This is a genomic window from Dyadobacter frigoris, assembly GCF_005280585.1.
Taxonomy (GTDB): domain Bacteria; phylum Bacteroidota; class Bacteroidia; order Cytophagales; family Spirosomataceae; genus Dyadobacter; species Dyadobacter frigoris.
Genome location: NZ_SZVO01000007.1, coordinates 189,779 through 214,436, shown reverse-complemented (window position 1 = coordinate 214,436; position 24,658 = coordinate 189,779). Strand labels below are relative to the sequence as shown.

Here is a 24,658-nt window from a genome sequence, read left to right as displayed (position 1 = left end):
CAACGATTATAACAAAAGAAGAGTACATATAGATAATATAGAAAACTAAAAAACAGTATCATTTGAATCGAAACTTTACACTTTATATGTTAACAATCAATGAAAAAGTCTTCTGATAAAAAAGATCGTCTGGAAAGGTTTGTGCGGGATAATAGGGATGGATTCGATGTTTTCTTACCTCAGGATTCTTTGTGGGACCAAATCGAGAATAGTATTCCTTCGGCTGCCGCAGAACCGCAAAAAAAAGTAAAACGACTTAATAATCCTTATTTCGACTGGCGCATTGCTGCCGGAGTAATTCTGGCTCTGGGTGTCGGTTATCTCTTCTACCTAAACAAGGAATATGGTGTAACCCGGGATCCCGGCGTCGCGCTGAAAGTGCCTGCTTATGCCCGTGAATTCAATCAGTACAATGTGATGATTGATGAAAAACGGAACGAAATTTTTAAGCTTGCAAGTAATAATCCTGAATTGTACAAAGATTTTTCGGCAGATCTAAAAAGTCTTGAGAACAGCTACCAGAATCTTAAATCTGATCTGGGTAATGCGCCAAACCAGGAAGCATTGATTCGTGCTATGATAGAAAATCTGCAATATCAGGTGGATTTGCTAAATCAGCAGCTTACTATTTTACAACGTATCAAAAAGGCAACCCAAAGCCATGAAAAAAATAATTCACCTACTGTTTAATCTTGCTTTCCTGTTGCCCGCGTATGCTTTTGCGTTAGGTCCGGATGCTTCCATACTTGTTGAAAAACGGAAACATATTGTGAAGGTATTTGAAGTAAATGAGCGTGATCAGCTTATGATCGATAATCAATATGGCGAGGTAAAAGTAAATCTTTGGAAAAAAAATGAGATCAAAATTGAAATCATTGTTACCGCTTCCGCTCAAAGTGATTCGAAGGCAGCAGAATATATGAATTCGGTAACGATTGGTGAAAGTAGGTCAAAAAACCTTATCGGGCTTAAAACCATTATCGACAAAAATAGTTTTGCAAGCAGCGGATGGAGTGCGCTGAGAAATAAGTCAGGCGAGAAGAATTTTATTCAGATCGATTACACGATTTATATGCCAAAGGAAAATGAACTGGTAGTGAAAAACCAGTTTGGAGATACTAATATCCCTGTTTTTGAAGCGCCGCTTACCATTGATTCCAGACATGGGAATTTCTATGCCAATACGCTGGATAATGTACAGAACGTAATCAATTCACAATTTGGACAAGTGAAAATCGGGAAAATGGAAGGTGGAAATATGGAATTTAAATTTTCCAATTTGAAACTTGATCAGGTTAAAACACTTATCCTTAACATAAAAAACGGAGAACTTTCTATTGGCGATGTAAGCGATCTTACAACAAATATTAATTATTCAGAGGCCGTAATCGGCAAACTTCGGGGAAAGGGAAAAATCAATTTAAATTATTCTGACAATTTCCGGATGGAAGAGCTCCCTTCTTCTGATGAACATTTGAACATTCAGGCACAATTTTCTACTGTGACACTTCCGGCAGAATCCAACAGCTTTAACGTTATCGTTACGAATGGAAATTTCAGTTGTCCACCTAATGTGAATTTTTCCAAACAACCTGCTAAACAAGAAAAAACCACGTACAATCAGTCCAAGCAGTATCAGGGTAAAATGGGAACCGGCTCGGGTGCAAAAATTACCGTTTTTTCCAATTACGGTGATGTGAAACTGAAAAATTAACTTTGGATTATTCTTCTATCAATACATTATATCGGAAATCCAGTGGTTTGAAAGCGACCAGCAGTTTCGAGATAAATGTTGGATCGTTAAGATAAAAATTCAGGAAATTATCATAGCGTTCCTGAGAAGATTTTCCAGGAAACAACTTGTATTTCAAAGCAAGAAGCTGGTCAATTTCACTTTCATGATTTCTTTCTTCCGCTTTTTTCAGGCGTTTTTCCAGATGTTCAAAAGAGTGACGGATCCGGGTTTCTTCTGCTTTTACAGCACCGATCATGGATTTGTCAATGGCCGTTGCCTTGTTCAGTATTGTTTCAAAAAGCGCGTAGAAAGATTCTTTTTCTTCATCAAGATCCAAAACATTTGTTGAATGTGTTTCAACGAATTTCTTTCTCAATGTTACTTCATCCAAAAACAGATCTTCGTAGCTGATTTCTAGCTTTTCAACTTTTTTGCGTTGCTGTTCTGTAATATACATTGCAAAATTCCGTGGTATCAACATAGGGAAAGTTACCTTGTAATGATCAAAAATGCCTTTCAACTGCATCCAATAAGGCACTTCCGAAGGACCGCCGATGTAGGCAAGATTTGGCAAAATAATTTCTTCATATAACGGACGAAGCACCACATTCGGACTGAAATATTCCGGATATTCATCGGCAAGTCCAATGATTTCTTCTTCCGTAAAAACCAGATCCGTATTTAAAACCCTGTAAAGATTATCTTCTTTAACGATTCGTTCTCTCAGATTATCAACAAGATAGAATAAATTAATTTCGCGTGCGTTGAGCGGCGTATGGTAGCCTAGCGAAGAAAGTTTTGCAGTAGTATTGGTTACAATTTCAGCGGAAGTGGAAGTTGTAAGCTCTTCTTTAATAACAGGAAGAAAATGACGTTTCAGGTCTGTGTTATCTGCATCCAGACAAATCAATCCTTCCTTTCCAAATAATTCGTGCATATAACATCGAACTGCGTCGGATAATGTTTCACTTTCCAGATAAGCTTTTGCGAAAAGCAAAGGTCTGTCCGGCAGTAATTTAAGGATACTGTGAAGTTCTTTTGGATTAAGTCTTCCAACGGCGCCTTTATGCTCGCCTTCCCATTTATGTGTTTGTCCGTATAAATGAAACGAAGCAATTTCAGCGAAATCGTGGTCTTCGCTGGCCATCCAGTAAACTGGCACAAAGTTATATTCAGGATAAGTTTCCTTTAATTCCCGTGCAAGCTTAATGATGGTTACAATTTTATAAATAATATAGAGCGGCCCGGTAAAAATATTAAGCTGATGCCCTGTTGTAACTGTAAATGTTTTTTCGTCTAAAAGAACTGAGAAATCCGGGAGATAGGGTTGTCCTGCATATTGTTCTTCCAAAACTTTAACCAGCGTCTGACGTTTTTCAAAGCCAAAATCTGCTCTTTGTTTTATAATATCTGCCGCGTTTTCAACTGTTGGGAAAGTGCCGTAAAAGTCTTTAAGCGAAGGTTTTTGATCCAGATAATCGAGAAGCAGCGTAGGGAACTGACCCGTAGTACGCAAATCAACGGAATGAACAGTCATGAAAGGTGGTTTTTCAGTCTCAATTAAGGAATGCAAAGTAATCAGAGTTTAAGATGATATGCATTATGAAAATAAACCATGCAATCAGTCTGAAAGTTCATGAAAAAATCTGAGTTAAACTACTTCGTTAACACTTGTTAAGCAACCGGGCTCCACATATTGAAAAAATTGACATAAAAAGGCCGGAACTAACTTAGCTCCGGCCTTTCAATTGATCGTCTTTGGTTTTTAGTTTTCCAGATTTTCACCTGGTTTCTGCTTTGAATAAGTAATTAGCTAGGTTAATAAATTCAGTAATATGTTTGGGGTTTCCGCCTTATTTTAAAAAATATAGTCATTTTTAGCAATCAGGGCATCTGCAATCCGGCGGCGTGCGTCTTTAAGGTTCAAGGGTTCGATTTTCGTAAAACGTTTTAAACCCATGAGCATTACACGCAATTCATCACTTTCAGCAAAACTGGTGATGGCAGATTTTCCTGCGTTATTTACTTTTTCTACGGCCTCATTTAAATAAACCTGAGCAATATCTTTTTGCAGCGCATTTGCCTCGGCTCCAAGTAAATCAATTCTTTTTTCAACACGAAGCAAAACAGATTCAGCTACGTATGTCTCAATAATCATGTCAGCAAGATTCATGATAATTTCCTGTTCGTCCGAAAGTTTAGTCATGAATTTCTGAACAGCAGAGCCTGCTACCATCAAAACTGCTTTTTTAAGATTTCTGATCACTTTCTTTTCTGCGGCAAAAAGCGCTTCATCTTCATCAAAACCAAAATCCGGAATGGACATAATTTCTTTTCCAACCGCCATCGCTGGTCCCATCAGGTCAAGCTGACCTTTCATAGCGCGTTTCAAAAGCATATCAACAACCAGAAGCCTGTTGATCTCATTTGTTCCTTCAAAGATCCGGTTGATACGGCTATCGCGGTAAGCACGGTCCATCGGTGCATCGGCTGAATAACCCATTCCGCCATAAACCTGAACGCCTTCATCTACCACATAATCCAGTACTTCCGAGCCATGAACTTTCATGATCGCACATTCTATCGCCAGTTCTTCCAGTGCTTTTAATTTTGCTTCTGCGTCGTTTAAACCCTTTTCTTTTAACGTAATGATCAGGTCATCGATATTCTGGCCGACACGATAAGCAGCTGATTCTGTCGTAAACATGCGAATGGCCATTTCTGCCAATTTATGCTTTATCGCTCCGAAATTTGAAATCGAAGTTCCAAATTGTTTACGTTCATTAGCATAATTAATCACTTGTTTTGCCACTTGTTTTGAACCGCCAAGTGCAGCAGCAGCCAGTTTTATCCGGCCTATATTTAGAATATTAACAGCAATCTTAAAGCCATTTCCCTGTTCGGAAATCATGTTTTCAACAGGAACCAAACAATCGTTAAAGAAAATCTGACGCGTATCAGAACCTTTAATTCCCATTTTATGCTCCGGTTCATTCATGGTAATTCCGCCGAAGGTTTTTTCTATAATGAAAGCAGATAAATTTTTATCTGTTTGTCCGCTTGCATCAACAACTTTGGCAAAAACAATAAATACATCCGCAAAGCCACCGTTGGTTATCCACATTTTCTGGCCGTTGATGATATAATGTTTACCATCTTCGCTCAGTTTTGCTTTTGTTTTCCCTGAATTTGCGTCAGAACCGGAATCCGGTTCTGTTAAACAATAGGCTGCTTTCCACTCTCCCGAGGCTAGTTTTGGAAGATATTGCGCTTTTTGTGATTCGTTTCCGTAATATACAATCGGTAAAGTCCCGATTCCGGTGTGTGCTGAAAGAGCAACAGAAAATGAATTTCCTGCGCCGGTCGCTTCTGCTACCAGCATGGAAGTATTAAAATTCATTCCAAATCCACCATATTCTTCCGGTACAACGGTTCCCATTAACCCAAGTTCACCTGCTTTATCCATTAATGACGACATCAGCTCCGGACTTTTGGCCTGGTCAATTTCGTTCAGTCTAGGCCATACTTCCGTGCGCAAGAAATCGCGACAGGTATCGGCAATCATTTGTTGTTCTTCGTTAAACTCTTCCGGAATAAAAATCTGTGATGCGGGTGTTTCTTTAATCAAAAATTCACCTCCCTTAATCGACGTTTTTTTATCTTCTGCAACAGCCATAATGATCGATATTTTTAAAATTATTTACCAGTCTCCGGTAATTATAGTATGCAAGCATACTATTTACTTTTTAACAAATATATTCTCTTTCTTAATATTATGCAAGCATACTAATAAGAAAAATCGGAGATATTTTTTGATATTTTAATGATCTATTTTTTGAAAACCCGGAACTGTTTGACAAGTTTTCCATCCGTTTCCACACGTACATAATAGATGCCGGAAGTTAGTCCCATTCGGGTAAGATCCATATTGACCAGATTATCCTGGATCGTAATAAAACCAGTAGAAACCGGCATACGCTGTCCGGTACTGTAAACGATGGAATATTGAAACTGGCCAAGTGCTGAATGGTCGGGTAGTTTAAAATTAAAAATATCCTGAACCGGATTTGGGTAAAATTGCCATTCCGTCATATCCTTGGTGATATTGACAGAATCACCGGAAGAAATACTGAATTGAATAGAATTTGTAACGACCGCAGAATCTTTGTTGGAGGCGATAACGGTTAGCGTATATCTGCCTACATAAGGAGCAAATCCGGTTTCTCCTTCAAACAGCGCATATGGGAATTTGGATGTTGTGGATATTTTCCGGTAGGGGCCGTTCAAATTGAAATTGACCTGATCATACTCGAAATTTCCATATGCGTAAATATTTAATAATGATGGTAAATCGTTGTAAGCCAATACATCATTGCCGCTCAGGGAACGGATAATTGTCTGGTCAACGGCACGTCCTCCCCTGACCACCTCAAAACGGATGCGCGGAATTTCAACTTTTATTACCAAAACCGTTTCCACAGATCCTCCCGAATTGTCATAAGCCCGGATAATCAACCTGTATTCTCCTTCTTCGGTTGGCGTACCAGAAAAAACATTGAGCGAAAAATCCAGCCAGGAAGGTCTGTTTTGCACCGTGATCGATGATATATAGCCATCATTATCGGCAAAAATATCTGAGGGCAAAATGAATGTGAATGGATGGTTTACCTGCGCATACTTATCCGGAAATGTAGCGGTGATGTATGGAAGATCATTCAAAAACTGCGGTTCCACAACCTGCACGTTGAAATAAATTTCTACGAAAGCATCCTGATTATCATACGCTTTAAATGAAATCCTGTTATCACCTGTACTTGTTGGCCTGCCTGTAAGAATGCCATTCGAAAATTTTAGCCAGGAAGGCAATTCGCTGGCTTCTACTTTTGATATGGTTCCATCGCTATCAACAAACGCAGTTTTTGGAACAGTGAAGGTAAAGGGCTCATTAACAGCGACTTTTAAGTTTGAAAAATTACTGCTTACCGTGGGTGGTTTGTTTGTGTTTTCCTTGCTTTCCACACGGATTGTCAGATATGCGTCTGCTGTTGCACCTTCGTCATCGACACCCTGCACCAGTATTCTGAAATCCCCTAAAGTGGTTGGTTTTCCTGTTAATTGCCCGGAATTAAATTTGAGCCACGTTGGTAATGTACTAACCCGCGTACTTACAATGGTACCATCACCATCGGAAAATGTATCAATAGGCAGTCTGAAAGTAAAATCCTTATTAACAGCAATGATCTGCATCGGGATCGGCCTGAATACGTACGGTGCATGATTGGATGCATCCAGCCAGTATTCATCGCTTAATAAATCTTCTACCAGTTTGATATAAACCGGTTTTGGACTGGAAGGATTAGCATATGCCTTTTTTGACCAGTCATTGTAAATCACATTCCACGATCCTCCCTTTTCTACTGCTGAAGACAAACGATATCCGGTTGAATCTATATAAGTTACAGGCTGAATGGGTGTGTTAAGCCAGCGCGTACCGGCTTGTCTCATAGAAGATTCCAGTTGCTGCATGTCCGGTATTGTAGAAACAAGCACGGAAATAAAATTAGCTCCGTTAGTAAAATTTTCATTGATCTGAGTCGCAGTTGCGCTGTAGCCCAGAGACGAGTTATAAAAAGCTTCGTTTCCTACAATGAAATCAGCAGGAGCTTCGCTTTTCAGGACATCCATCGAAAAATGATGATCAGCGCCAGGTTCATCATTTGATTTAATGCCATCCGCCCTTTTGCTCAGATCCTTATAGGCCAGTGTTCCTCTGCTAGCCGATGCATTATCGTAAATGGAGCCAAAATCGGATACATACTTTATTGTAGCATCAACAGATTTTACGGCATCGATCATTTGATTGATGTAGTTTTTCAGAACAATGTGTCTGTACAAATACCAGTCTTTACCGGCGCGCTGTCCAAAAGAAAAAAAAGGATCCCAATTGGCGGTTGGTGCATAAGCCTGATCAAATGATTTGAACGATGTGCCCCAGAGATAATTCAACCGGTCAATTTTTTTGTAATTCGTGCTAAGCCATGTACGAAAACCCGATATCATGGTTGGAGAATAATCAAAAGCGGCAGGCTTCTCCTTGTCGTCTACCAGATTCCAGGCGGGGTATCCTGATTCCTGCGTTGGCGTATTGGTAACGGCAATAAAAAGCAGGCTTTTTTGTGTCTGAAGATATTTATAGCGTTGCGTAACTTCCTTTACAAAATCAATTCCTTTTTTGACGATATCCTGCTGGTCAAAACCAAAAGAGGTATCGTGATATCCGGAATTAAGTATTTTGCCAAAATTGTCAATGGATCCGTTTTGAGCTTTCCAGAAATTCTCGTAGCGTGTCGTATGCCTGCCCAGGTGAATGCGAATCGCCACTTTCATTCCAAGACTTGTGGCAAGTTTGACCTGGTCATCAAACCGCGCCCATTTGGGTGTATCCGTTGGTGAATTAAGATAAACCTTGTCCCAGGAAACGGTAAGGTAAACGGTGTTCAGACCATATTGATGGGCCATTTTGATAAGATCCAATTCTGGTCCCTGCGATTCATTTTCAGAGATATTCAGCAGAAGAAGAGCTAAATACCGCTGAGGATCGACAGCTTCTACACGGGCTGTATTTTCCTGAAAAACATTTCCAAAAGAATTGAAATGAATAAAAAACGTAATAAATCCGATCGCCACAGTAATTTTCCTGAGTGGAATCCAGGAAACTAAAAATTCATTCATATCATTCTCAGATTTACCAACTTAAATATTCTTATCTGCCGTGAAGTCTTCAATTATATTCTGCCACTGAGACACTCCTTTTTCAACACTGTAAGCAAGTGCTTTCTGACGGGAGAAATCTTTGTCAAAGCTCGATATTTTGTTATTCCATTGCAAAATACTTTCTGCAAATAACGGAATGTCCAGATTTGGCACAATGGTACCAAGTCCGGGCGTAATAAATTCGGTTGGACCGCCGCTTGCGAAAGAAACAATCGGTTTTCCTAACCAGGCAGCTTCAACTAAAACCATACCGAAAGGTTCCTGCCGGGACGTGAGCATAAATCCGTCCGCAGCTTCCATGTAAGAATAGTAATCTTCTTTTTGAGGACCAGTCAAATGGACTTTGACGTTTTTTAGTTGCTCACAGCGTTTTTTAGTCCAATATACTAAACCGTCTTTGCTCAAACTACCTACCCAAACCAGATGTACCCTGGCATTTTCGGGAATTTGTAGTGCAATATCCGGCAGCAAATCGAATCCTTTCCGCTCAGAGGAAGTACCCGACATTATCCAGACAAAATCATTGGGCCCCGCACCCCAGTCCTGTCTTATTTTACGGACTTTTTCTTTATCCGGCGCAATTTCATCCAGATCAACAAAAGGATATAGCCGCTTAACACTTTTACCTCCGGATTCTTTAAGACATTTACAAACAATATCTGAACAGCCAACAAGCAGATCGGAATCCTTTATTACTGTTTCAAAATCAGGGCTGCTTACCTGCGAATACATGGCAGAAAGCTCATGGATATGAGAAATTACCGGGATGTGTAATTCTTTTGCAATCTTGATAACGTCGGTCAGCATGACTGTGTTTACGTACCAGAGATCGGCATGAAAATCCTTTGATATTTTCTTTATCGCCCTGTGAACGGGATGAAAACCCATGTGAAAAGCAATTTTCTGGGAAAAAGAAAAGCTTCCGGGAGCGATAAAAACCGGAATGTCTGAGGGCAAATCATTAATTAATTCTCCTTTTGCAAAACAAACCAGCCCTGCCTCAAATTTACTTCGGTCTAAATATTTAAGGATGTAATAAATAAGCATTTCAGAACCGGTACGTGTGGCGTACGGGGTGAAAAAGAGTATTTTTTTTCGTTGGCTAACATTCATGATATGGTGAGTAAATCTATATTTTCGGAAGGTTTTATTTTATATAAGTACTTTTTGGCAAAAAGAGTCGGCCAGAAATAATGAAGTAAAACCATGGTTTTACGGGTAAAAATAATCTGTGTCTTTAAATGCCCGAAAGGATTTTTTTTCTGTTTAATATTTAAAAGCATTTTCCACAGGAAAAGTACCGGTATCATGGACACATAATGCAGAATCATCAACAGATATGCGCCAGTGCCATATTGTTTTCGGAGCCAAAGCATGTTGGAAACCTGCATTTGAGTACTGAATCTGTTGATCCAGGAAATGCTGGTTCTACGGAATGGATTATCGTTTTCCAGGTGTATGAAAGTGCAATCGTTGAAATAGCATAATCTACCTTGTTTTCCTAACCTGCCCGACCATTCCACATCTTCACCATACATAAAAAAATCTTCATCAAATCTTCCTGAAAGTTCAGCTGCCTCCCGTCTCACAAAAATAAAGGCACCTACAAGCCAGTCGCACTGACCGTCATTTTTATATTCGGGTTCGGGGTATAGCTTATTTAAAATACGGTCAATGATTCTGCTTGGAGGTAAGATGAAGAACGTTTTATGAAATTCATTAAAGCTTTTATAAAATGGCATTGGACTGCCGTCCGCATATTGTTGCAAAGCGCCGGCTGCTGATATGTCCTTTTGGTGCTCCATTTTATCCAGACAGCGGCCTATTACATTATCCGTTACCAGTGTATCGGCATTTAGGATTAGGAAATACCGGCCTTTTGAAGCTTTCATGCCCTCATTATTTGCTCTTCCAAATCCCGAATTGTATTCCATATCAATCCAGTTAATTTCAGGATATTGTGCCAGCACAACATTTTTTCCCCCATTTTCGGGATCGTTGTCAACTACAATTATTTCAAAAGTAACGCCGGATGTATGTTGATATATGGATTTTAAACAATTAATAATGAGTTGCGGAGTACGGTAATTGATAATAATAATGGACACATCCATGAATAAGCGGCGTATAGTTAATATGGCAAAAATAAAGATTCTATCTGGAACACAAGCAAATCTGGCAAAGAGACAATAAAAATAGCACTTTTGTTATCTAACGGTTACTGAGTCTGAAATTTAATATGTTTTCCTTTCATCATAATGGAACAATCTTGTCTTTCATTAGTACTTTTACTTATAGACTTCTTCGTTTAAATTGCCAATTTACCGGCTCAACGCATATTCTTAATGCCTTACAACATTTGTATCCGTTTATTAATCATTGTAATAACTACTTCTGTTTTTTTCTCCTGCGCCTCAACGAGCCAGCCTGATCCCGATGGAGGTACAACAGATCCTGACGGAGGTTCAACAAATCCGATGGATACCATAGCTTTTCCTTTTCCGGATACAACGGCATTTGCAAAAATTAATAAAACAGACAGTATTTTAGGGAATTCTCTCAGGTTTGGGGATGTGGATATTTTCCAGGAAGCGGCTCTGGAAAGCAAAACGGGAATCTATAATAAAGCCAAAGACTATACAGGTAAAGCGGTTGATCTTAACTTCTCATTTCTGGCTCCTGCCGCTGATACCTTGAAAAAGCGGCCATTTGTTCTTTTTGTTCACGAAGGGGCTTTTGTGTATGGCACGCTTGATAATGAGATGGGGAAAGCAAAATCATTTGCACAAAAGGGATATGCAACTGCTTCAATAAATTACCGGTTGGGATTTAACGGAGGAAGTCAAACCAATGTTTGCGGAGGCAATAAACAGGAACTTATCAGAACAATTTACCGGGCAGTTCAGGATACCTATGCGGCTTTGTTTTATTTTACCAGCAATGCCGAGACCTTGGGAATCGATGTGTCCCAGATATTCCTTGCAGGCAGTAGTGCCGGTAATATTACGATTTCATCCCTTGCCTATACAAAAGAAGCTGATTTTGAAGTCTTGGACCCGGGAATTGTAAAGTTATTAGGTTCACTCGACCCGCATCAGACTGCCAAAAGATTTAAATTAAGAGCGCTGCTGACTTCTCTTGGGTATGGTTTGTTAAAAGGCAGCAGCTTTTCGGTCAGTACGGCAAAACCGACTATTTTTTTCCAAAGAACAGGCGACAATGTTTTGCCTTACGAAAGTGGCTCATTGTTTTTTTGTTCATCCTATCCCGTAATTTCTGGTGCCAAAACTACTACTGATCAGCTTGTGACTTTTAAAATGCCATTTGAGCTCAATTACGAGCCAGAAATCGGGCATTTACTAAGTTATCCGGAATCTTATATCTCGCAACATTATGCTCTGTTTGTAAAACGGTTTTGGAAAAAGGATAACCGGCAGATAATTTCAGAAAGATATGCGGTTATCTCTGACAAAAAAATAAACTGAGATAAGGTTGATCCGGCAGTCTAAATTTTAAGTTTTGCCGTGAAAAAAGAATGTAATTTCTTTTCCACTAACTGGTAAGAAATGTGGGACACAATAAGCGTGAGAGAAAGCGTAAGAAAAAATGCCGAAGTTCCCGTAGAAAATGCGGGAAGGGAAACGAGCTCAAAAATATAAGTAATAAATACTGCAACTGGTACATGCAATAAATAAACAGAGAAGGAAATATCTCCCAGATAAATAAGGTGATGTGGATATTTAATTGATTTTCCGCGATTGTAGAAAACCAGAGCCATAAAAAGAATTCCCATATAAAAGCCCCAATACAAAGGGCCGTGACCACCGTAAAATCCGGATAAATATTGCCATACGACCACTACAATCACCGTGGCCAGAACTGTCCCTGATTGGAAAATGGTATGAAAGATACGGGATAAAGGAGGCGTGATATAAAACAGGCCGATTATTGCTCCGTAAACAAATTCCCAAATGATCGGGTTGGTAATCAAATTAATAAATAATGATCCGTAATTCTGTGTTTCCAAAGGCCGGAATGTGAAATTTCCGTAGGAAATTGGTATAATCACTAGTGTTAAAAGAATAAGCGCAGCAAAAACAAACCACCGGTATTTTCCTGATAACAAAGAAATTGCGATCAGTACATAAAAATACATCTCGTAATTCAGGCTCCATCCTACACCAAGATAAGCATACCCAAAAAAAGGAGGTTCGAGATAACTTAATGGAATGAAGAAAATACTACGTGTGATTTGCCAAACGATATCCAGTGATATATTAGCCAGAACCGGAGCAACAATGACTGCATAAGCCAGTGTTGCTATGACATAAAGCGGCCAGATACGGAGAATTCTTTTTAACAGGAAATTTTTTGCAGATACTATTCCGCCCTTCGATTTTCGGGTAACGAAAACCATAATGAACCCGCTTATTACAAAAAAAAGATCAACACCGGCAGCGCCTGAATTGAACAGAAAGTCAAGCTCTTTTTTTAGATAGCCGTCTGGTTTTATAATGTCTTTGAAATGGAAAATAATCACCATAATGACCGCAATACCGCGAAGCACCTGAATGATGTCAATCTTCTCGGAAGTCTTTATTAATTCCTTTTCAGGAAAGTAATTACTGGTCATTAGGGGTGCTGAATTTGATCCGGTGTGTGTAAAATAAGCACAAAGATTAATGATAACCGATACCCCTTGATATTTTGTGATTGTCCGAAGTATTGCTCCATGATTATTTTACAACTTGTAAATGTCTAAATAATCTTAACTTTTATTCAAAATTAATAAAAGACGATTTCCGGATTTTGTAAAATAGTGTCGAAAAAATGTCAGAATAAATTAACAATGAAGCAATTAGTATCAGTAATACTTAATGTTAGCTATTTTGTTTTCGTATTTGGTTTCAAATAAAAATTTTCATCATGAAAAACTTATTGTTTTCCATGATGAAAAAAGAATGCCTGATTTATTTATTAAACGGTATTAATTTAATCTTTCATAAATACCTGCTACGCCTTGTCCGCCGCCAACACAGGCCGTTACCATGCCGTACTTCTGGTTTCTGCGTTCCATTTCATTAAAAAGCTGAACAGAAAGACGCGCTCCGGTAGAGCCCAATGCGTGACCCAGCGCAATTGCACCTCCATTTGGATTTACAATTTCAGGATTAATTCCAAGTTCCTGAATTACTGCCAAAGACTGTGCCGCAAAGGCTTCATTCAATTCTATTTGCTGAATATCTGCCAGTTGCAATCCGGCTTGTTTCAATGCTTTTGGTATGGCAGCCACCGGCCCGATTCCCATAATTCTAGGATCAACTCCTGCTGTTGCGTAGGAAAGCATCCGGGCAATTGGTTTTAAACCCAGTTCATTCACCATTTTTTCAGACATTACTACCACAAAAGCGGCTCCATCAGAAGTCTGGGAAGAATTTCCTGCCGTTACCGAACCGCCAGCTGCGAATACAGGCTTTAATTTATTCAAAGCTTCAATGGTTGTATCGGCACGTGGGCCTTCATCTTTATCAACAACAGTTTCCTTTATTTTTTTCTTACCGGAAATCGGATCAAAATAAGTTTCCTGTACTTTTATCGGTACAATTCCAGTATCAAACCACCCTTCCTGTTGTGCACGCAATGCTTTCTGGTGCGATTGAAATGAAAATTCATCCTGTTTTTCACGACTGATATTGAAATCTTTCGAAACCTGTTCAGCCGTTAATCCCATACTCAGATAATAATCCGGATGGTTTTGGGCGATTTCGAAATTCAGCGCAGTTTTCCAGCCCATAGTAGGTACCAGTGACATGGATTCTGTTCCACCTGCAATAATGCAATCGGCCATTCCTGCATGAATTTTTGCAGAAGCCATCGCAATCGCTTCCACACCGGATCCGCAATAACGGTTAATTGTAATACCTGAAACGCTTTTGGGAAGCGCCAGCAAGGCTACATATCTTCCCATTTGCATGCCTTGTTCCGCTTCGGGAACTGCATTGCCAACAATGACATCATCAACACGTTCAGGATCAAGCTGAGGTATTTTTTCTAAAATATATTTAATGACATCAGCACCAAGATTGTCTGGCCGGGTAAAACGAAAACCACCACGGGTAGCCTTTCCAACCGCGGTGCGATAGCCGGCAACAATATATGCGTCCATAGATTTATCGGTTAGTTTATCAACTGAATTTTCAGTGAGATTTTGTACAAAAGAAAATTAGTATGCAGGCATACTATCGTAAAATTAAGAATTATATGTAAAACAAAAAACCGCCGGAATAGTTTTATCCCGGCGGTTTTAAATACAGTTCAATTGATGAAGTCCTTAGTGCGCTACCGGATTTTCAAAGTGTTCGATAGTTTTAGCTTTTTTAGGCATTGCGATCCACAATACGATGTAAAAAATGAATACTGGAAAATGTGAAGGAATAAAGAAACTCATCACAAAAAGTACTCTTACAATCACTACATCTATTTGTAAATAATTGGCGATACCAGCTGCTACACCACTTATTACTTTATTATTTACGTCGCGGAATAATCTATTATTGTTCATGGCTATGTTCGTTTTATTTGTTATTGTTGATTCAAAGGTACTGGGTGATACATAGTAGTTGTTATTAATCTATATGAATGGTTTAGGGAAGTGAAAAGTGGTTGTTTTTGATGAGGAATACAGAAGAGTTAGCTGCGAAAATGCTTCGCCTTTTATTTTTTGTTAAAAATCAGAGAGATTGTGTCTGATAGATGGGAATTGTTTCGTTTAATAGACAGCGTAAAATGCAGGAATTGTGCCGCGAATTAAGAATGAAAGCGTTACAGGAATTCTAAATAAACATTAAAATACCCTTAGGATTATCTAACATGTTGCTGATTACTATGCGCAATAAATTACATTTGTAGTTGAAAAATGATTTGAATAGCTGACAATCTGGCATTTTGGTCTATTCAGGCTTGATATTTTTTAAGAAAATTGAACGATTCACAATACCTATACCATCATGTTTAAAATATTTTCGAAGCTATTCGGCACGAAATCTGAGCGGGACTTAAAAGAACTGACTCCTTATGTCGATTTGGTAAACGCAGAATACGCGAAACTGGCTTCCTTATCCAACGATGAACTTAGAGCGCAATCAGAAGGCCTGAAAGCACATATTGCTTCTGAATTAAAATCAATTGACGATCAGATTGCAACCTTGCGCGAGCAGGCTGCTGCTGAGCCAAATGTTGATAATAAAGAAGCGATTTTTAAGAAAATTGATGCACTTGAGCTGGATCGCAATAAACAACTGGAAGTAGTTTTATTGGATATCCTTCCAAAGGCTTTTGCGATTGTTAAAGATACAGCACGCCGTTTTAAGGATTACGAAAGTCTGGAAGTGACTGCTTCCTACTTCGACCGTGAGGTTGCAACAAAGAAGAAAAACGTAACAATTAATGGTGACAAAGCCGTTTGGAATAGTACCTGGGATGTAATTGGCCAGCCAATCAAATGGAACATGCTTCATTATGATGTGCAGCTGATCGGTGGTTTGGTACTTCATCAGGGAAAAATTTCTGAGATGGCAACCGGGGAAGGAAAAACGCTTGTTGCTACCTTGCCTGCGTTTCTTAATGCACTTGCTGGCTTAGGCGTTCACATTGTGACGGTGAATGATTACCTGGCAAAACGTGATGCGGAATGGAATGCGCCTCTTTTTGAATTCCACGGCATGAGCGTAGATTGTATCGATCGCCACCAGCCAAATACTACGGAACGCCGTAACGCATACAAAGCGCACCTTACGTACGGAACGAATAACGAGTTTGGTTTTGATTATCTACGTGACAATATGTCACGCACGACTGAAGAGCTTGTTCAGCGTAAACATCACTATGCAATGGTGGATGAGGTCGATTCAGTTTTGATCGATGATGCCCGTACGCCATTGATTATCAGTGGGCCGGTACCTCGTGGTGATGAACAGGAATATCTTGAGTTAAAGCCTCGTGTTTCAAGAATTGTTGAAGCGCAGAAGAAACTGGCGATGGATTTGCTGAATGAAGCCAAGAAAAAAATTGCTGCGGGTGACAAAAAGGAAGGTTCTCTTGCGCTTTTCCGTGCTCACCGTGGTATGCCAAAATATAAACCGTTAATTAAATATTTAAGTGAGTCTGGTATCAAGCAATTGATGCAGGAATCTGAGTCAATTTATTTGGCAGAAAACCAGAAACTGATGCCTCAGGCTGATGCTCCTCTTTATTTTACCATTGACGAAAGACATAACAGCATTGAATTGACTGAAAAAGGAATTGACTTCCTTACCGGTGAATCGGAGCAAACAAACTTCTTTATCCTTCCGGATATCGCTGTTGATCTGGACATGATCGAAAAAGATCAGTCTTTAAATGAGCAGGAACGTGTTATTCAGAAGGAAGCGTTAATTCGTGATTATTCTATAAAAACGGCCCGTATTCATACAGTCAACCAACTTTTGAAAGCGTATACACTTTTTGAAAAAGACGTGGAATACGTGATCATGGACCAGAAAGTTAAGATTGTTGACGAACAAACCGGTCGTATTATGGACGGTCGTCGTTATTCAGACGGTCTTCACCAGGCGATTGAAGCAAAAGAAAATGTACGCGTTGAAGATGCGACACAGACTTATGCGACGGTAACACTTCAGAACTATTTCCGTATGTACCACAAGCTTGCTGGTATGACCGGTACGGCTGAAACGGAAGCGGGTGAATTCTGGGAAATCTATAAACTGGACGTAGTTTCAATTCCTACCAATGTAACTGCGGTTCGTAAAGATCACGAGGATAAAGTTTACCGTTCGGTTCGTGAGAAATACAATGCACTTACGGATGAAATTGTAGAGCTTGTTGAAGCAGGTCGTCCTGTTTTGGTTGGTACTACTTCGGTAGAAAACTCTGAAATTATCAGCCGGATGCTAACACTTCGTAAAATACCACATCAGGTATTGAACGCGAAACAACACCAGAAAGAAGCGGAAGTTGTTGCAGAAGCGGGTAAACCGGGTACTGTAACGATTGCAACCAACATGGCTGGTCGTGGTACGGATATTAAACTTACTCCGGAAGCGAAAGCAGCTGGAGGTTTGGCGATTGTTGGTACAGAACGTCATGAGAGTCGCCGTGTAGACAGACAGCTTCGTGGTCGTGCGGGTCGTCAGGGTGATACCGGTTCTTCTCAATTCTTTGTTTCTTTGGAAGATAACCTGATGCGTCTTTTCGGTTCAGACCGTATGGCGAAGGTTATGGATAAAATGGGTTTGGAAGAAGGCGAAGTGATCCAGAGCAGCATGATTACCAAGTCAATCGAACGCGCTCAGAAAAAAGTAGAGGAAAATAACTTTGGTATGCGTAAACGTCTTCTGGAATATGATGACGTAATGAACTACCAGCGGGATGCGATTTATACGCGTCGTCGTAATGCGTTGTTTGGTGATCGTCTGGCGGTTGATATTGCTAACACACTTTATGATGTTTGTGAAGAAGTGGTTTCAAACGCAGGAACTTATACAGAACTTGATCTTGCGACGATCACTACGTTGGGAATTGAACTTCCTTTTAGTGAAAATGACAATGTTTCCCTGAAACCTCAGGAAAAAACGCAGCGTCTTTACGAAGCTGCTGAAAAACATTATCAGGATAAAAACCACGAAATTTCAGAAAAAGCATTGCCAATTCTGCAATCAATTCACTCAGAACGCGGTGCTACTATAACTGAAATCATGATTCCTTTCAGTGATGGAATTCGTCAGACTGGTATCGTTGTAAATCTTAAAAAAGCCCTTGCAAACGGTGGACATGAGATTACTCACGAAATGGAAAAAGCGATCGTTCTTTCGCTGATTGATCAGGAATGGAAAGAGCATCTTCGTGAAATGGATGATTTGAAACAATCGGTTCAAAATGCTGTATTCGAACAAAAAGATCCATTGTTGATCTATAAATTTGAATCGGTTGAGCTTTTCAAACGTTTCCTCAGCAAAGTAAACTTTGACATGGTTTCGTTCCTTATGAAGGCGGATATTCCACAGGAAGACGCTGCTCCGGCTCCGGTTGTTCAGCAAACGGTAAGACGCCCGACACCATCGCCTGTACTTCAGACAAACCGTGATGAAGATTTTGATGCTGATCTGGATGGACCTAACGAGTACGCCCGTCAGATGGAATCAACTACAAAGGCTCAGCCAATAAAAGTGGATAAAATCGCAGATCGTAACCAGAAAGTTTCGGTTCAGTATCGTGACGGACGTGTTTTACGTGATGTGAAATACAAAAAAGTAGAACAGGAAGTTAAAAACGGTGAGTGTGTTGTTATCGAATAATGACAATCATCAGGCTTAACTAAAATAATATATAGTTAAAAAATAAGAAGCCTTGCCTTTCTAAATTAGATCGGCAAGGCTTTTTGATACGTGTAAAATCAAGATTTATACGATATTTGTATTTTTAAAGACAAAGAGTAAACGAAATTCCCCTTTCATGAAACTTCATAAAGAAGGTTACACGATCATGGCGATTGCCGCCATTATATTGATTCTGATTAATGTGGGCATAAATATGCTGCTTCCCGAAGGATATTGGATCCCGAGAATCACGCTGATTGCCAGTATATTTATTTTCTTTCTTATTGTACAATTCTTTCGTGTGCCAACACGAGTAGTATCAAAAAGCGAAAGTCAGATTATTGCTCCTTGTGATGGAAAAGTAGTTGTGATTGAGGAAGTGGTAGAAAGCGAGTATTTTAAAGGCCCAAGACGCCAGATCAGTATCTTCATGTCACCGATCAATGTGCATGTAAACTGGAATCCGGTTAGCGGTGTGATCAAATATTTCAGATATCACCCGGGATTGTATCTGGTAGCATGGCATCCAAAATCAAGTACTGAAAACGAACGTACGACGGTTGTTACAGAAACATCTTCTGGTGTTGAAGTTTTATTTCGCCAGATTGCGGGAGCAGCAGCGCGTCGTATTCGCTGGTATGTGAAAGAAGGAGATAAAGTTGAACAGGGAACCGAAATGGGTTTTATCAAATTCGGCTCCCGTGTTGATATTTTCTTACCGCTTGATGCAGAAATTAAAGTTAACCTTCAGGATAAAACGGTTGGCAGTATTACAGTTCTGGCTGAATTAAAATAATCGCCAGGATAATATTTGCTGAAAGAAATTTGGTACGGCGGTTGGATAAACAATCGCCATAAATACCATCCCGAATACTGCACCATAAATATGCGCGCTGTGGTTGACATAACTTCTGCCACGGCGTCCTTCATATATTGAGTAAGCAAGAAATAAGATTCCGAATACAAACGCTTTCAGCTTGATGAAGAAATACAGGTAAATATCCATTAACGGATTAATCAGGATTGCAGCAAACAGCACCGCAGAAACGCCTCCCGAAGCACCTAGCGAGTTATAATTGGAATTATTACGATGTTTTAAAAATGTTGGAATGTCGGAAACTACAATCCCAACGAGATATAAAAACAAATAATAGGCTGTTCCGTTTGTACCAAAAAGCATACTAAAAAGTCTTTCTATTCCTTCGCCTACAAACCATAACGTAAGCATATTGAAGATTAAATGCCCGAAATCGGCATGTATAAATCCTGAGGTGATAAATCGGTAATATTCATTGCGCTTGCTAACCTTGTACGGATTCATGATCAGCTTGTCCATAACAAGCGAATTTTGAAGTGCATAATAACTGATACCAGCGGTTATTACGATTAATATGAGGGTTATTGACATAATTTCTGATTAATAAATTAAAAATGAAAGTTGAAAATGTGGCAGGTTTTACCAGTTATCAACATTTTATTGTTCCCGTTCAACGAGCTGATGAACGAATTGAAGTAAGGACTTTTTCCTTTCAGGGTCAACAGATAACCTTTCCAGACAGTCAATTCCTTTTGCAAAATAATCACTGATTTTTTGTTCTGTTAAAGCGCGAATGCCCAAGGTATCATATATTCCTCTCACAGCAGCTACTTTTTCTTCTTTGTCAAACGTTTCAGCAGAAATCCAGTCGTTTAATTCTTGTCCGGTTTTTCCTTCTGCTTTTGTTAAAGCTTCAATAAGTAAGAACGTTTTCTTATTGGCAATAATATCCCCGCCCACCAGTTTTCCAAACTTTTCCGGATCTCCGTAAACATCCAGCAAATCGTCTTTCAATTGAAAACCGATTCCCATACTTTCGCCTGCCTCATATAGCAGTTTTGTCGCCTCTGAATCTGCTCCGCCGATGATTCCGCCTAATTCAAGTGCAAAACCCAACAGGACGGACGTTTTGAGGCGTATCATGTTTAAATACTCGTCTTCGGTAACATCCCAGCGGGTTTCAAAATTCATATCGAGTTGTTGTCCTTCACAAACTTCGGCTGCTGTCTGGTTAAAACGTAACAGCACATTTCTCAGATCTTCTTTTTTTATATCAATCAAAAAGTCATAAGCTCTGATCAGCATTACATCCCCCGACAAGATTGCCGTATTGGAGTTCCACTTTTCGTGCACGGTAGGTTTTCCCCGGCGAAGCGGCGCTTTATCCATAATATCGTCATGCATCAAAGTGAAATTGTGGAAAACTTCAACCGCGATGGCAGGTTTTAAAGCATTTTTCCAGTCATCGGTATAAAGCGATGCAGCCAGTAAAGTTAAAAGCGGACGAAAACGTTTGCCGCCAAGGGCCATAATGTAACGTATCGGTTCATAAAGTTCGGCAGGAGATTCTCCGTAGGAAGTTTGTTCTATTTCAGTTTGCAGGGTTTGCAGCAAATTTTCTGTCGTTGTCATTCGTGGCTTATTACTACACTTTCTTCCCTGATTGGGAAATAAATTTATTTGATCCTGATTTTCTCCTTTTAAGAGCAATACGCAAAGTAGCTAAATCCTGTTGAGAAACTCAAAGGTTAGTTGGATGAATGGTTCTGTATTTGGATTAAATGTATTGAACGATTAGAAAATGTGGCAATCCCAAGTAGGCGAGGATTTATTTGTATTAGCGGATTAATTAAAAAATATAATTGCCATATTTGATTATTAATTGTTTTTCTTGCCACGAATACACCGCAGCGGCGGACCGTGAATTAACACTAATTATTCTTTTAGCAAATTCGTGAATATCTGTGCATTCGTGGCTAAAATAAATTCTAACAATGCCTTTTCATCTTTATTTCAACGGAGAAATTTCTCCCTTAGATTCGACCATTTTTAAATCGAATGACCTGGCCATTTTGCGTGGTTATGGCATGTTTGATTATTTCAGGACTTACAACGGCGTTCCTTTTCGCTGGGATGATTACTGGCAGCGCTTTGAGAATTCAGCAAAATTATTAAAACTGCCTCTCCCTTTAAATCAGGAAGAAGTAGCAGAAATTCTAGCCGACTTACATGCATTATCCGGAGAGGCCGAAGTTGCTTTTCGCTTTATATTGACCGGTGGTTATGCGCCTGATAGTGTAAATGTCGTTCAGCCGAACTTTTTAATTCGGACAGAAGCATTGCCACGAGATAATCCGGCCGCTTTATTAAAAGGAATGAAAGTTTTGCCGTATCAGTATGTGCGTGATTTGCCGGAAATCAAAACGACGAATTATGTGCATATGGTTTTGATGGCAGATGAAATGAAAAAGCAAGGCGCTTCGGATCTACTTTTTCATAAAGATGGGGAAATCAGTGAATTGACCAGAAGTAATTTCTTCATTTTTAAAGGTGATACGCTGATTACTTCTGATACTAATATTCTTAGAGGAATTACCAGGAAAGTGGTTTTAGAGCTAGCAGCAGCACATTTTAAGATTGAAGTTCGTCCGCTATTATATTCTGAACTGGAAACGGCTGATGAAGCTTTTACAACAAGTTCAACGAAATGGGTTATGCCTATTGTACAGATTGGGGATAATCTTGTTGGAGATGGAAAAGCGGGGAAACGGACGCTTTCGTTGCAGGACTTATTTAAAAAAGTGGTTATGGAATGGGGAAGATAATTTTTTTTCGTGCTTAGTTGTGGCTTTTTTCTAAGTTTTTATTACCCGTCCGACGGCGGAAAAGCCGTCGGACGGGTGGCTTGGGAAAAAGCCTTTGGGTTAATTCGAATTTGCAAAATTAGATTTGCCTGTTCAAATTAATTCCAGCCTTGTGCTGTGATTGGAACTCGGTTGTCGCCTTTTGTATGTAATAAAACTTCATCCTTTTTATCCGTCATATAACCAATAACGCTGATTTTTGGATTATTTTTGATTTTGTCATAATCGCTTTGCGGCACTGTGAAAAGCAATTCATAATCTTCACCACCATTTAAAGCTGCTGTTATCGGCCCGATATTTAATTCTACGGCGCCAACATAAGTTTGTTCATCAATTGGTAATTTATCTTCAAAAACTAACGCGCCGACACCGGATTGAGAACATAAATGCAATAAGTCAGAAGCCAGTCCGTCAGAAAGATCGATCATCGAAGTTGGTATAACGCCTGCTGCTGCAAGTTCAAAAACCACGTCCATACGCGCTTCCGGACGAAGTTGTCTTTGGATCACATATTCTTTTCCATCAAGCTGCGGCTGCATATTTGGATCAGCCAGGAAAACCTGTTTTTCTCTTACCAATAACTGTAAGCCAATATAAGCGCCACCCAAATCTCCGGAAACGCATAAAAGATCGTTTGCTTTTGCCGTATTCCGGTATGTAATTCTGTCTTTCGCAACGCGTCCGAACACACTTACGGAAATAAATAATCCGGATAATGACGAAGAAGTATCGCCACCCACAAGATCCACATTAAAATCCTTGCACGCTGCTTTCATTCCCTCATACAATTCTTCAACGGCTTCAACTGAAAAACGATTGCTTAAAGCCAAACCAACGGTTACCTGGCGCGGAATCCCATTCATCGCGGCAATGTCGGATACGTTAATCGCAATTGCCTTGTAGCCTAAATGTTTTAGAGGAAAAAAAGAAAGGTCAAAATGAACGCCTTCCAAAAGAATATCGGTTGATAACAATCCGAATTCTGTACCTAAATCTATTACTGCGGCGTCATCGCCTATGCCTGTTATGCTGTCGGGTAAATTATTTTTTAGCCCTTGATTCAATCTTTTGATAAGACCAAATTCGCCTAAATTGCTGATTTCTGTTCTTGATTCTGCCATGTTGCAAAGTTAGCTAAAAATAAACGAAGCCATCTCTTGCGGGAAATGGCTTCGTTTATCAATAAAATTTTGAGATTAAAAGTTCAGTAACAGGTTGTTTATTGATAAGTCAATCTAAACAAGCCAGATTTTAAACTGAAAAATTACTGTGTTGAAAGTGTATATTGGTTAATTGTATTTCCTGTTTTTGGACTTGCGTCCACACGGGTTAATACAACTTTTGTGTCGTCAAGCGAAGTTATCGTGAATTTTACCGTACCACCGCTTCCGCTTGGCTGAGGCGTAAGTCCCGAAAGGATCAAAGTCGTTTCTCCGTCCACTGCCCAGGTACCAGTGAAGATATTTTTGTCAAATTCAGTGTAAGTTGCAACACCTCCGCTATTTAATACCAATTTGAAATTCGAGTATTCTGCACGGATGTTGCCAGCCCCACCTCGGGTGTAAACTACAACGGTTCCTTCTTTTACTGATTCGGCAGCCCACGATTTTGCAATACGTTCAGAAACTGCTTTTGGCGATTTTTTACCGCAGCCTGCTGTTACCAGTGTGATCGCCAGCAAAATAGTGCAAAGTAAAGTATACGTTTTTTTCATTCTATCTTTCACGGATAATTTTCTAATTAAACGCCAAGTTCAGATTTTTTAGTCTTAATATCAAAATATTCTGAAATGATCGTCTTAAATTCCGCCCCGGAAATAAATAAAACCGTTTTTTAAGTAACCAGGGGTTCATGAAAGAATATACAAAGTCTCAGCTCGCACTGCGAAACGGACAGGATAGAGAAGAGATTTGGTGTGCATACCAGGGACTTATTTATGACGTTACAACATCCCGGCTCTGGCGGAACGGACACCATTACGAACATTGGGCAGGACAGGATCTGACCAAAGAACTTGGAGACGCGCCGCATACGGAGCGTGTTTTTGAAAAGTTTAAGGTCATAGGAAAATTAACAGAACCATTTAATTAACAGC

At 39.6% G+C, this 24,658-nt stretch carries 19 protein-coding genes; 7 read left to right on the top strand and 12 right to left on the bottom strand.

From position 1 onward, the window contains the following. The first annotated feature begins 99 nt into the window (after positions 1 to 99). Positions 100 to 690, top strand: coding sequence for a hypothetical protein (locus FDK13_RS16315; RefSeq protein WP_137341071.1), 591 nt, complete (start codon positions 100 to 102; stop codon positions 688 to 690). Continuing rightward, positions 662 to 1,714: a hypothetical protein gene (locus tag FDK13_RS16310; protein WP_137341070.1), complete on the top strand. Its 1,053-nt coding sequence runs from the start codon at positions 662 to 664 to the stop codon at positions 1,712 to 1,714. The genes FDK13_RS16315 and FDK13_RS16310 overlap by 29 nt, the downstream gene beginning before the upstream one ends. Before the next feature lie 7 nt (positions 1,715 to 1,721). Here FDK13_RS16310 and bshC read toward each other — a convergent pair whose 3' ends face one another. The 5 genes from bshC to FDK13_RS16285 form a co-directional block, all read right to left on the bottom strand. Next, the gene (gene bshC, locus FDK13_RS16305; RefSeq protein WP_137341069.1) at positions 1,722 to 3,272 is read right to left on the bottom strand and encodes a bacillithiol biosynthesis cysteine-adding enzyme BshC; all 1,551 of its coding nucleotides are present in this window, start codon (positions 3,270 to 3,272) and stop codon (positions 1,722 to 1,724) included. 321 nt (positions 3,273 to 3,593) lie between these two features. After that, a complete protein-coding gene (locus FDK13_RS16300) occupies positions 3,594 to 5,411 on the bottom strand; it encodes an acyl-CoA dehydrogenase FadE (protein WP_137341068.1) in 1,818 nt (605 codons plus the stop codon). A gap of 152 nt (positions 5,412 to 5,563) precedes the next feature. Beyond that, on the bottom strand, positions 5,564 to 8,467 hold the full coding sequence (locus FDK13_RS16295; protein WP_137341067.1) for a putative Ig domain-containing protein: 2,904 nt from the start codon (positions 8,465 to 8,467) through the stop codon (positions 5,564 to 5,566). Between the two features lie 21 nt (positions 8,468 to 8,488). Next, positions 8,489 to 9,622: a glycosyltransferase gene (locus FDK13_RS16290; RefSeq protein WP_137341066.1), complete on the bottom strand. Its 1,134-nt coding sequence runs from the start codon at positions 9,620 to 9,622 to the stop codon at positions 8,489 to 8,491. Continuing rightward, on the bottom strand, positions 9,619 to 10,623 hold the full coding sequence (locus tag FDK13_RS16285; protein ID WP_137341065.1) for a glycosyltransferase family 2 protein: 1,005 nt from the start codon (positions 10,621 to 10,623) through the stop codon (positions 9,619 to 9,621). Before FDK13_RS16285 ends, FDK13_RS16290 begins: the two co-directional genes overlap by 4 nt. A gap of 231 nt (positions 10,624 to 10,854) precedes the next feature. On the opposite strand from FDK13_RS16285, the gene FDK13_RS16280 reads away from it, so the two are divergent. Further along, positions 10,855 to 11,994, top strand: a complete 1,140-nt coding sequence (locus FDK13_RS16280) for an alpha/beta hydrolase (protein WP_137341064.1) — start codon at positions 10,855 to 10,857, stop codon at positions 11,992 to 11,994. 20 nt (positions 11,995 to 12,014) lie between these two features. On the opposite strand, the gene FDK13_RS16275 is transcribed toward FDK13_RS16280, so the two are convergent. From FDK13_RS16275 to FDK13_RS16265, 3 genes are all read right to left on the bottom strand, one after another. Then, positions 12,015 to 13,142, bottom strand: a complete 1,128-nt coding sequence (locus FDK13_RS16275; RefSeq protein WP_137341063.1) for an acyltransferase family protein — start codon at positions 13,140 to 13,142, stop codon at positions 12,015 to 12,017. Positions 13,143 to 13,496: 354 nt separating this feature from the next. Then, positions 13,497 to 14,675 carry an acetyl-CoA C-acyltransferase gene (locus tag FDK13_RS16270; RefSeq protein ID WP_137341062.1) on the bottom strand — a complete coding sequence of 393 codons (1,179 nt, stop codon included), beginning with the start codon at positions 14,673 to 14,675 and terminating at the stop codon, positions 13,497 to 13,499. 165 nt (positions 14,676 to 14,840) lie between these two features. Then, the gene (locus tag FDK13_RS16265; protein ID WP_137341061.1) at positions 14,841 to 15,071 is read right to left on the bottom strand and encodes a PspC domain-containing protein; all 231 of its coding nucleotides are present in this window, start codon (positions 15,069 to 15,071) and stop codon (positions 14,841 to 14,843) included. A gap of 445 nt (positions 15,072 to 15,516) precedes the next feature. On the opposite strand from FDK13_RS16265, the gene secA reads away from it, so the two are divergent. Both secA and FDK13_RS16255 read left to right on the top strand, forming a co-directional pair. After that, the gene (secA, locus tag FDK13_RS16260; protein WP_137341060.1) at positions 15,517 to 18,861 is read left to right on the top strand and encodes a preprotein translocase subunit SecA; all 3,345 of its coding nucleotides are present in this window, start codon (positions 15,517 to 15,519) and stop codon (positions 18,859 to 18,861) included. Between the two features lie 157 nt (positions 18,862 to 19,018). Then, entirely contained in the window at positions 19,019 to 19,678 is a 660-nt protein-coding gene (locus FDK13_RS16255; RefSeq protein ID WP_137341059.1) for a phosphatidylserine decarboxylase family protein, read from the top strand. Here the strand turns inward: FDK13_RS16255 and FDK13_RS16250 are convergent. Both FDK13_RS16250 and FDK13_RS16245 read right to left on the bottom strand, forming a co-directional pair. Beyond that, positions 19,670 to 20,290 carry a rhomboid family intramembrane serine protease gene (locus tag FDK13_RS16250; protein WP_137341058.1) on the bottom strand — a complete coding sequence of 207 codons (621 nt, stop codon included), beginning with the start codon at positions 20,288 to 20,290 and terminating at the stop codon, positions 19,670 to 19,672. The genes FDK13_RS16255 and FDK13_RS16250 overlap by 9 nt on opposite strands. 66 nt (positions 20,291 to 20,356) lie before the next feature. Further along, complete coding sequence (locus tag FDK13_RS16245; protein ID WP_137341057.1) at positions 20,357 to 21,331, bottom strand: polyprenyl synthetase family protein; 975 nt, start codon at positions 21,329 to 21,331, stop codon at positions 20,357 to 20,359. Positions 21,332 to 21,693: 362 nt separating this feature from the next. Here FDK13_RS16245 and FDK13_RS16240 point away from each other — a divergent pair, with 362 nt between their 5' ends. Further along, positions 21,694 to 22,524, top strand: coding sequence for an aminotransferase class IV (locus FDK13_RS16240; RefSeq protein ID WP_137341056.1), 831 nt, complete (start codon positions 21,694 to 21,696; stop codon positions 22,522 to 22,524). Between the two features lie 137 nt (positions 22,525 to 22,661). On the opposite strand, the gene thiL is transcribed toward FDK13_RS16240, so the two are convergent. Together thiL and FDK13_RS16230 are read right to left on the bottom strand one after the other, a co-directional pair. After that, a complete protein-coding gene (thiL, locus tag FDK13_RS16235) occupies positions 22,662 to 23,684 on the bottom strand; it encodes a thiamine-phosphate kinase (protein ID WP_137341055.1) in 1,023 nt (340 codons plus the stop codon). Between the two features lie 143 nt (positions 23,685 to 23,827). Next, complete coding sequence (locus tag FDK13_RS16230; RefSeq protein WP_229216060.1) at positions 23,828 to 24,277, bottom strand: hypothetical protein; 450 nt, start codon at positions 24,275 to 24,277, stop codon at positions 23,828 to 23,830. Between the two features lie 137 nt (positions 24,278 to 24,414). Here FDK13_RS16230 and FDK13_RS16225 point away from each other — a divergent pair, with 137 nt between their 5' ends. Further along, complete coding sequence (locus FDK13_RS16225) at positions 24,415 to 24,654, top strand: cytochrome b5 domain-containing protein (protein WP_137341054.1); 240 nt, start codon at positions 24,415 to 24,417, stop codon at positions 24,652 to 24,654. Positions 24,655 to 24,658: the final 4 nt, after the last annotated feature.

Bases quoted from the DNA above. Each gene is read 5' to 3' on its own strand.
- FDK13_RS16315 (WP_137341071.1), top strand. From the start codon at position 100: ATGAAAAAGTCTTCTGATAAAAAAGATCGTCTGGAAAGGTTTGTGCGG.
- FDK13_RS16310 (WP_137341070.1), top strand. From the start codon at position 662: ATGAAAAAAATAATTCACCTACTGTTTAATCTTGCTTTCCTGTTGCCC.
- bshC (WP_137341069.1), bottom strand. From the start codon at position 3,272: ATGACTGTTCATTCCGTTGATTTGCGTACTACGGGTCAGTTCCCTACG.
- FDK13_RS16300 (WP_137341068.1), bottom strand. From the start codon at position 5,411: ATGGCTGTTGCAGAAGATAAAAAAACGTCGATTAAGGGAGGTGAATTT.
- FDK13_RS16295 (WP_137341067.1), bottom strand. From the start codon at position 8,467: ATGAATGAATTTTTAGTTTCCTGGATTCCACTCAGGAAAATTACTGTG.
- FDK13_RS16290 (WP_137341066.1), bottom strand. From the start codon at position 9,622: ATGAATGTTAGCCAACGAAAAAAAATACTCTTTTTCACCCCGTACGCC.
- FDK13_RS16285 (WP_137341065.1), bottom strand. From the start codon at position 10,623: ATGGATGTGTCCATTATTATTATCAATTACCGTACTCCGCAACTCATT.
- FDK13_RS16280 (WP_137341064.1), top strand. From the start codon at position 10,855: ATGCCTTACAACATTTGTATCCGTTTATTAATCATTGTAATAACTACT.
- FDK13_RS16275 (WP_137341063.1), bottom strand. From the start codon at position 13,142: ATGACCAGTAATTACTTTCCTGAAAAGGAATTAATAAAGACTTCCGAG.
- FDK13_RS16270 (WP_137341062.1), bottom strand. From the start codon at position 14,675: ATGGACGCATATATTGTTGCCGGCTATCGCACCGCGGTTGGAAAGGCT.
- FDK13_RS16265 (WP_137341061.1), bottom strand. From the start codon at position 15,071: ATGAACAATAATAGATTATTCCGCGACGTAAATAATAAAGTAATAAGT.
- secA (WP_137341060.1), top strand. From the start codon at position 15,517: ATGTTTAAAATATTTTCGAAGCTATTCGGCACGAAATCTGAGCGGGAC.
- FDK13_RS16255 (WP_137341059.1), top strand. From the start codon at position 19,019: ATGAAACTTCATAAAGAAGGTTACACGATCATGGCGATTGCCGCCATT.
- FDK13_RS16250 (WP_137341058.1), bottom strand. From the start codon at position 20,290: ATGTCAATAACCCTCATATTAATCGTAATAACCGCTGGTATCAGTTAT.
- FDK13_RS16245 (WP_137341057.1), bottom strand. From the start codon at position 21,331: ATGACAACGACAGAAAATTTGCTGCAAACCCTGCAAACTGAAATAGAA.
- FDK13_RS16240 (WP_137341056.1), top strand. From the start codon at position 21,694: ATGCCTTTTCATCTTTATTTCAACGGAGAAATTTCTCCCTTAGATTCG.
- thiL (WP_137341055.1), bottom strand. From the start codon at position 23,684: ATGGCAGAATCAAGAACAGAAATCAGCAATTTAGGCGAATTTGGTCTT.
- FDK13_RS16230 (WP_229216060.1), bottom strand. From the start codon at position 24,277: ATGAAAAAAACGTATACTTTACTTTGCACTATTTTGCTGGCGATCACA.
- FDK13_RS16225 (WP_137341054.1), top strand. From the start codon at position 24,415: ATGAAAGAATATACAAAGTCTCAGCTCGCACTGCGAAACGGACAGGAT.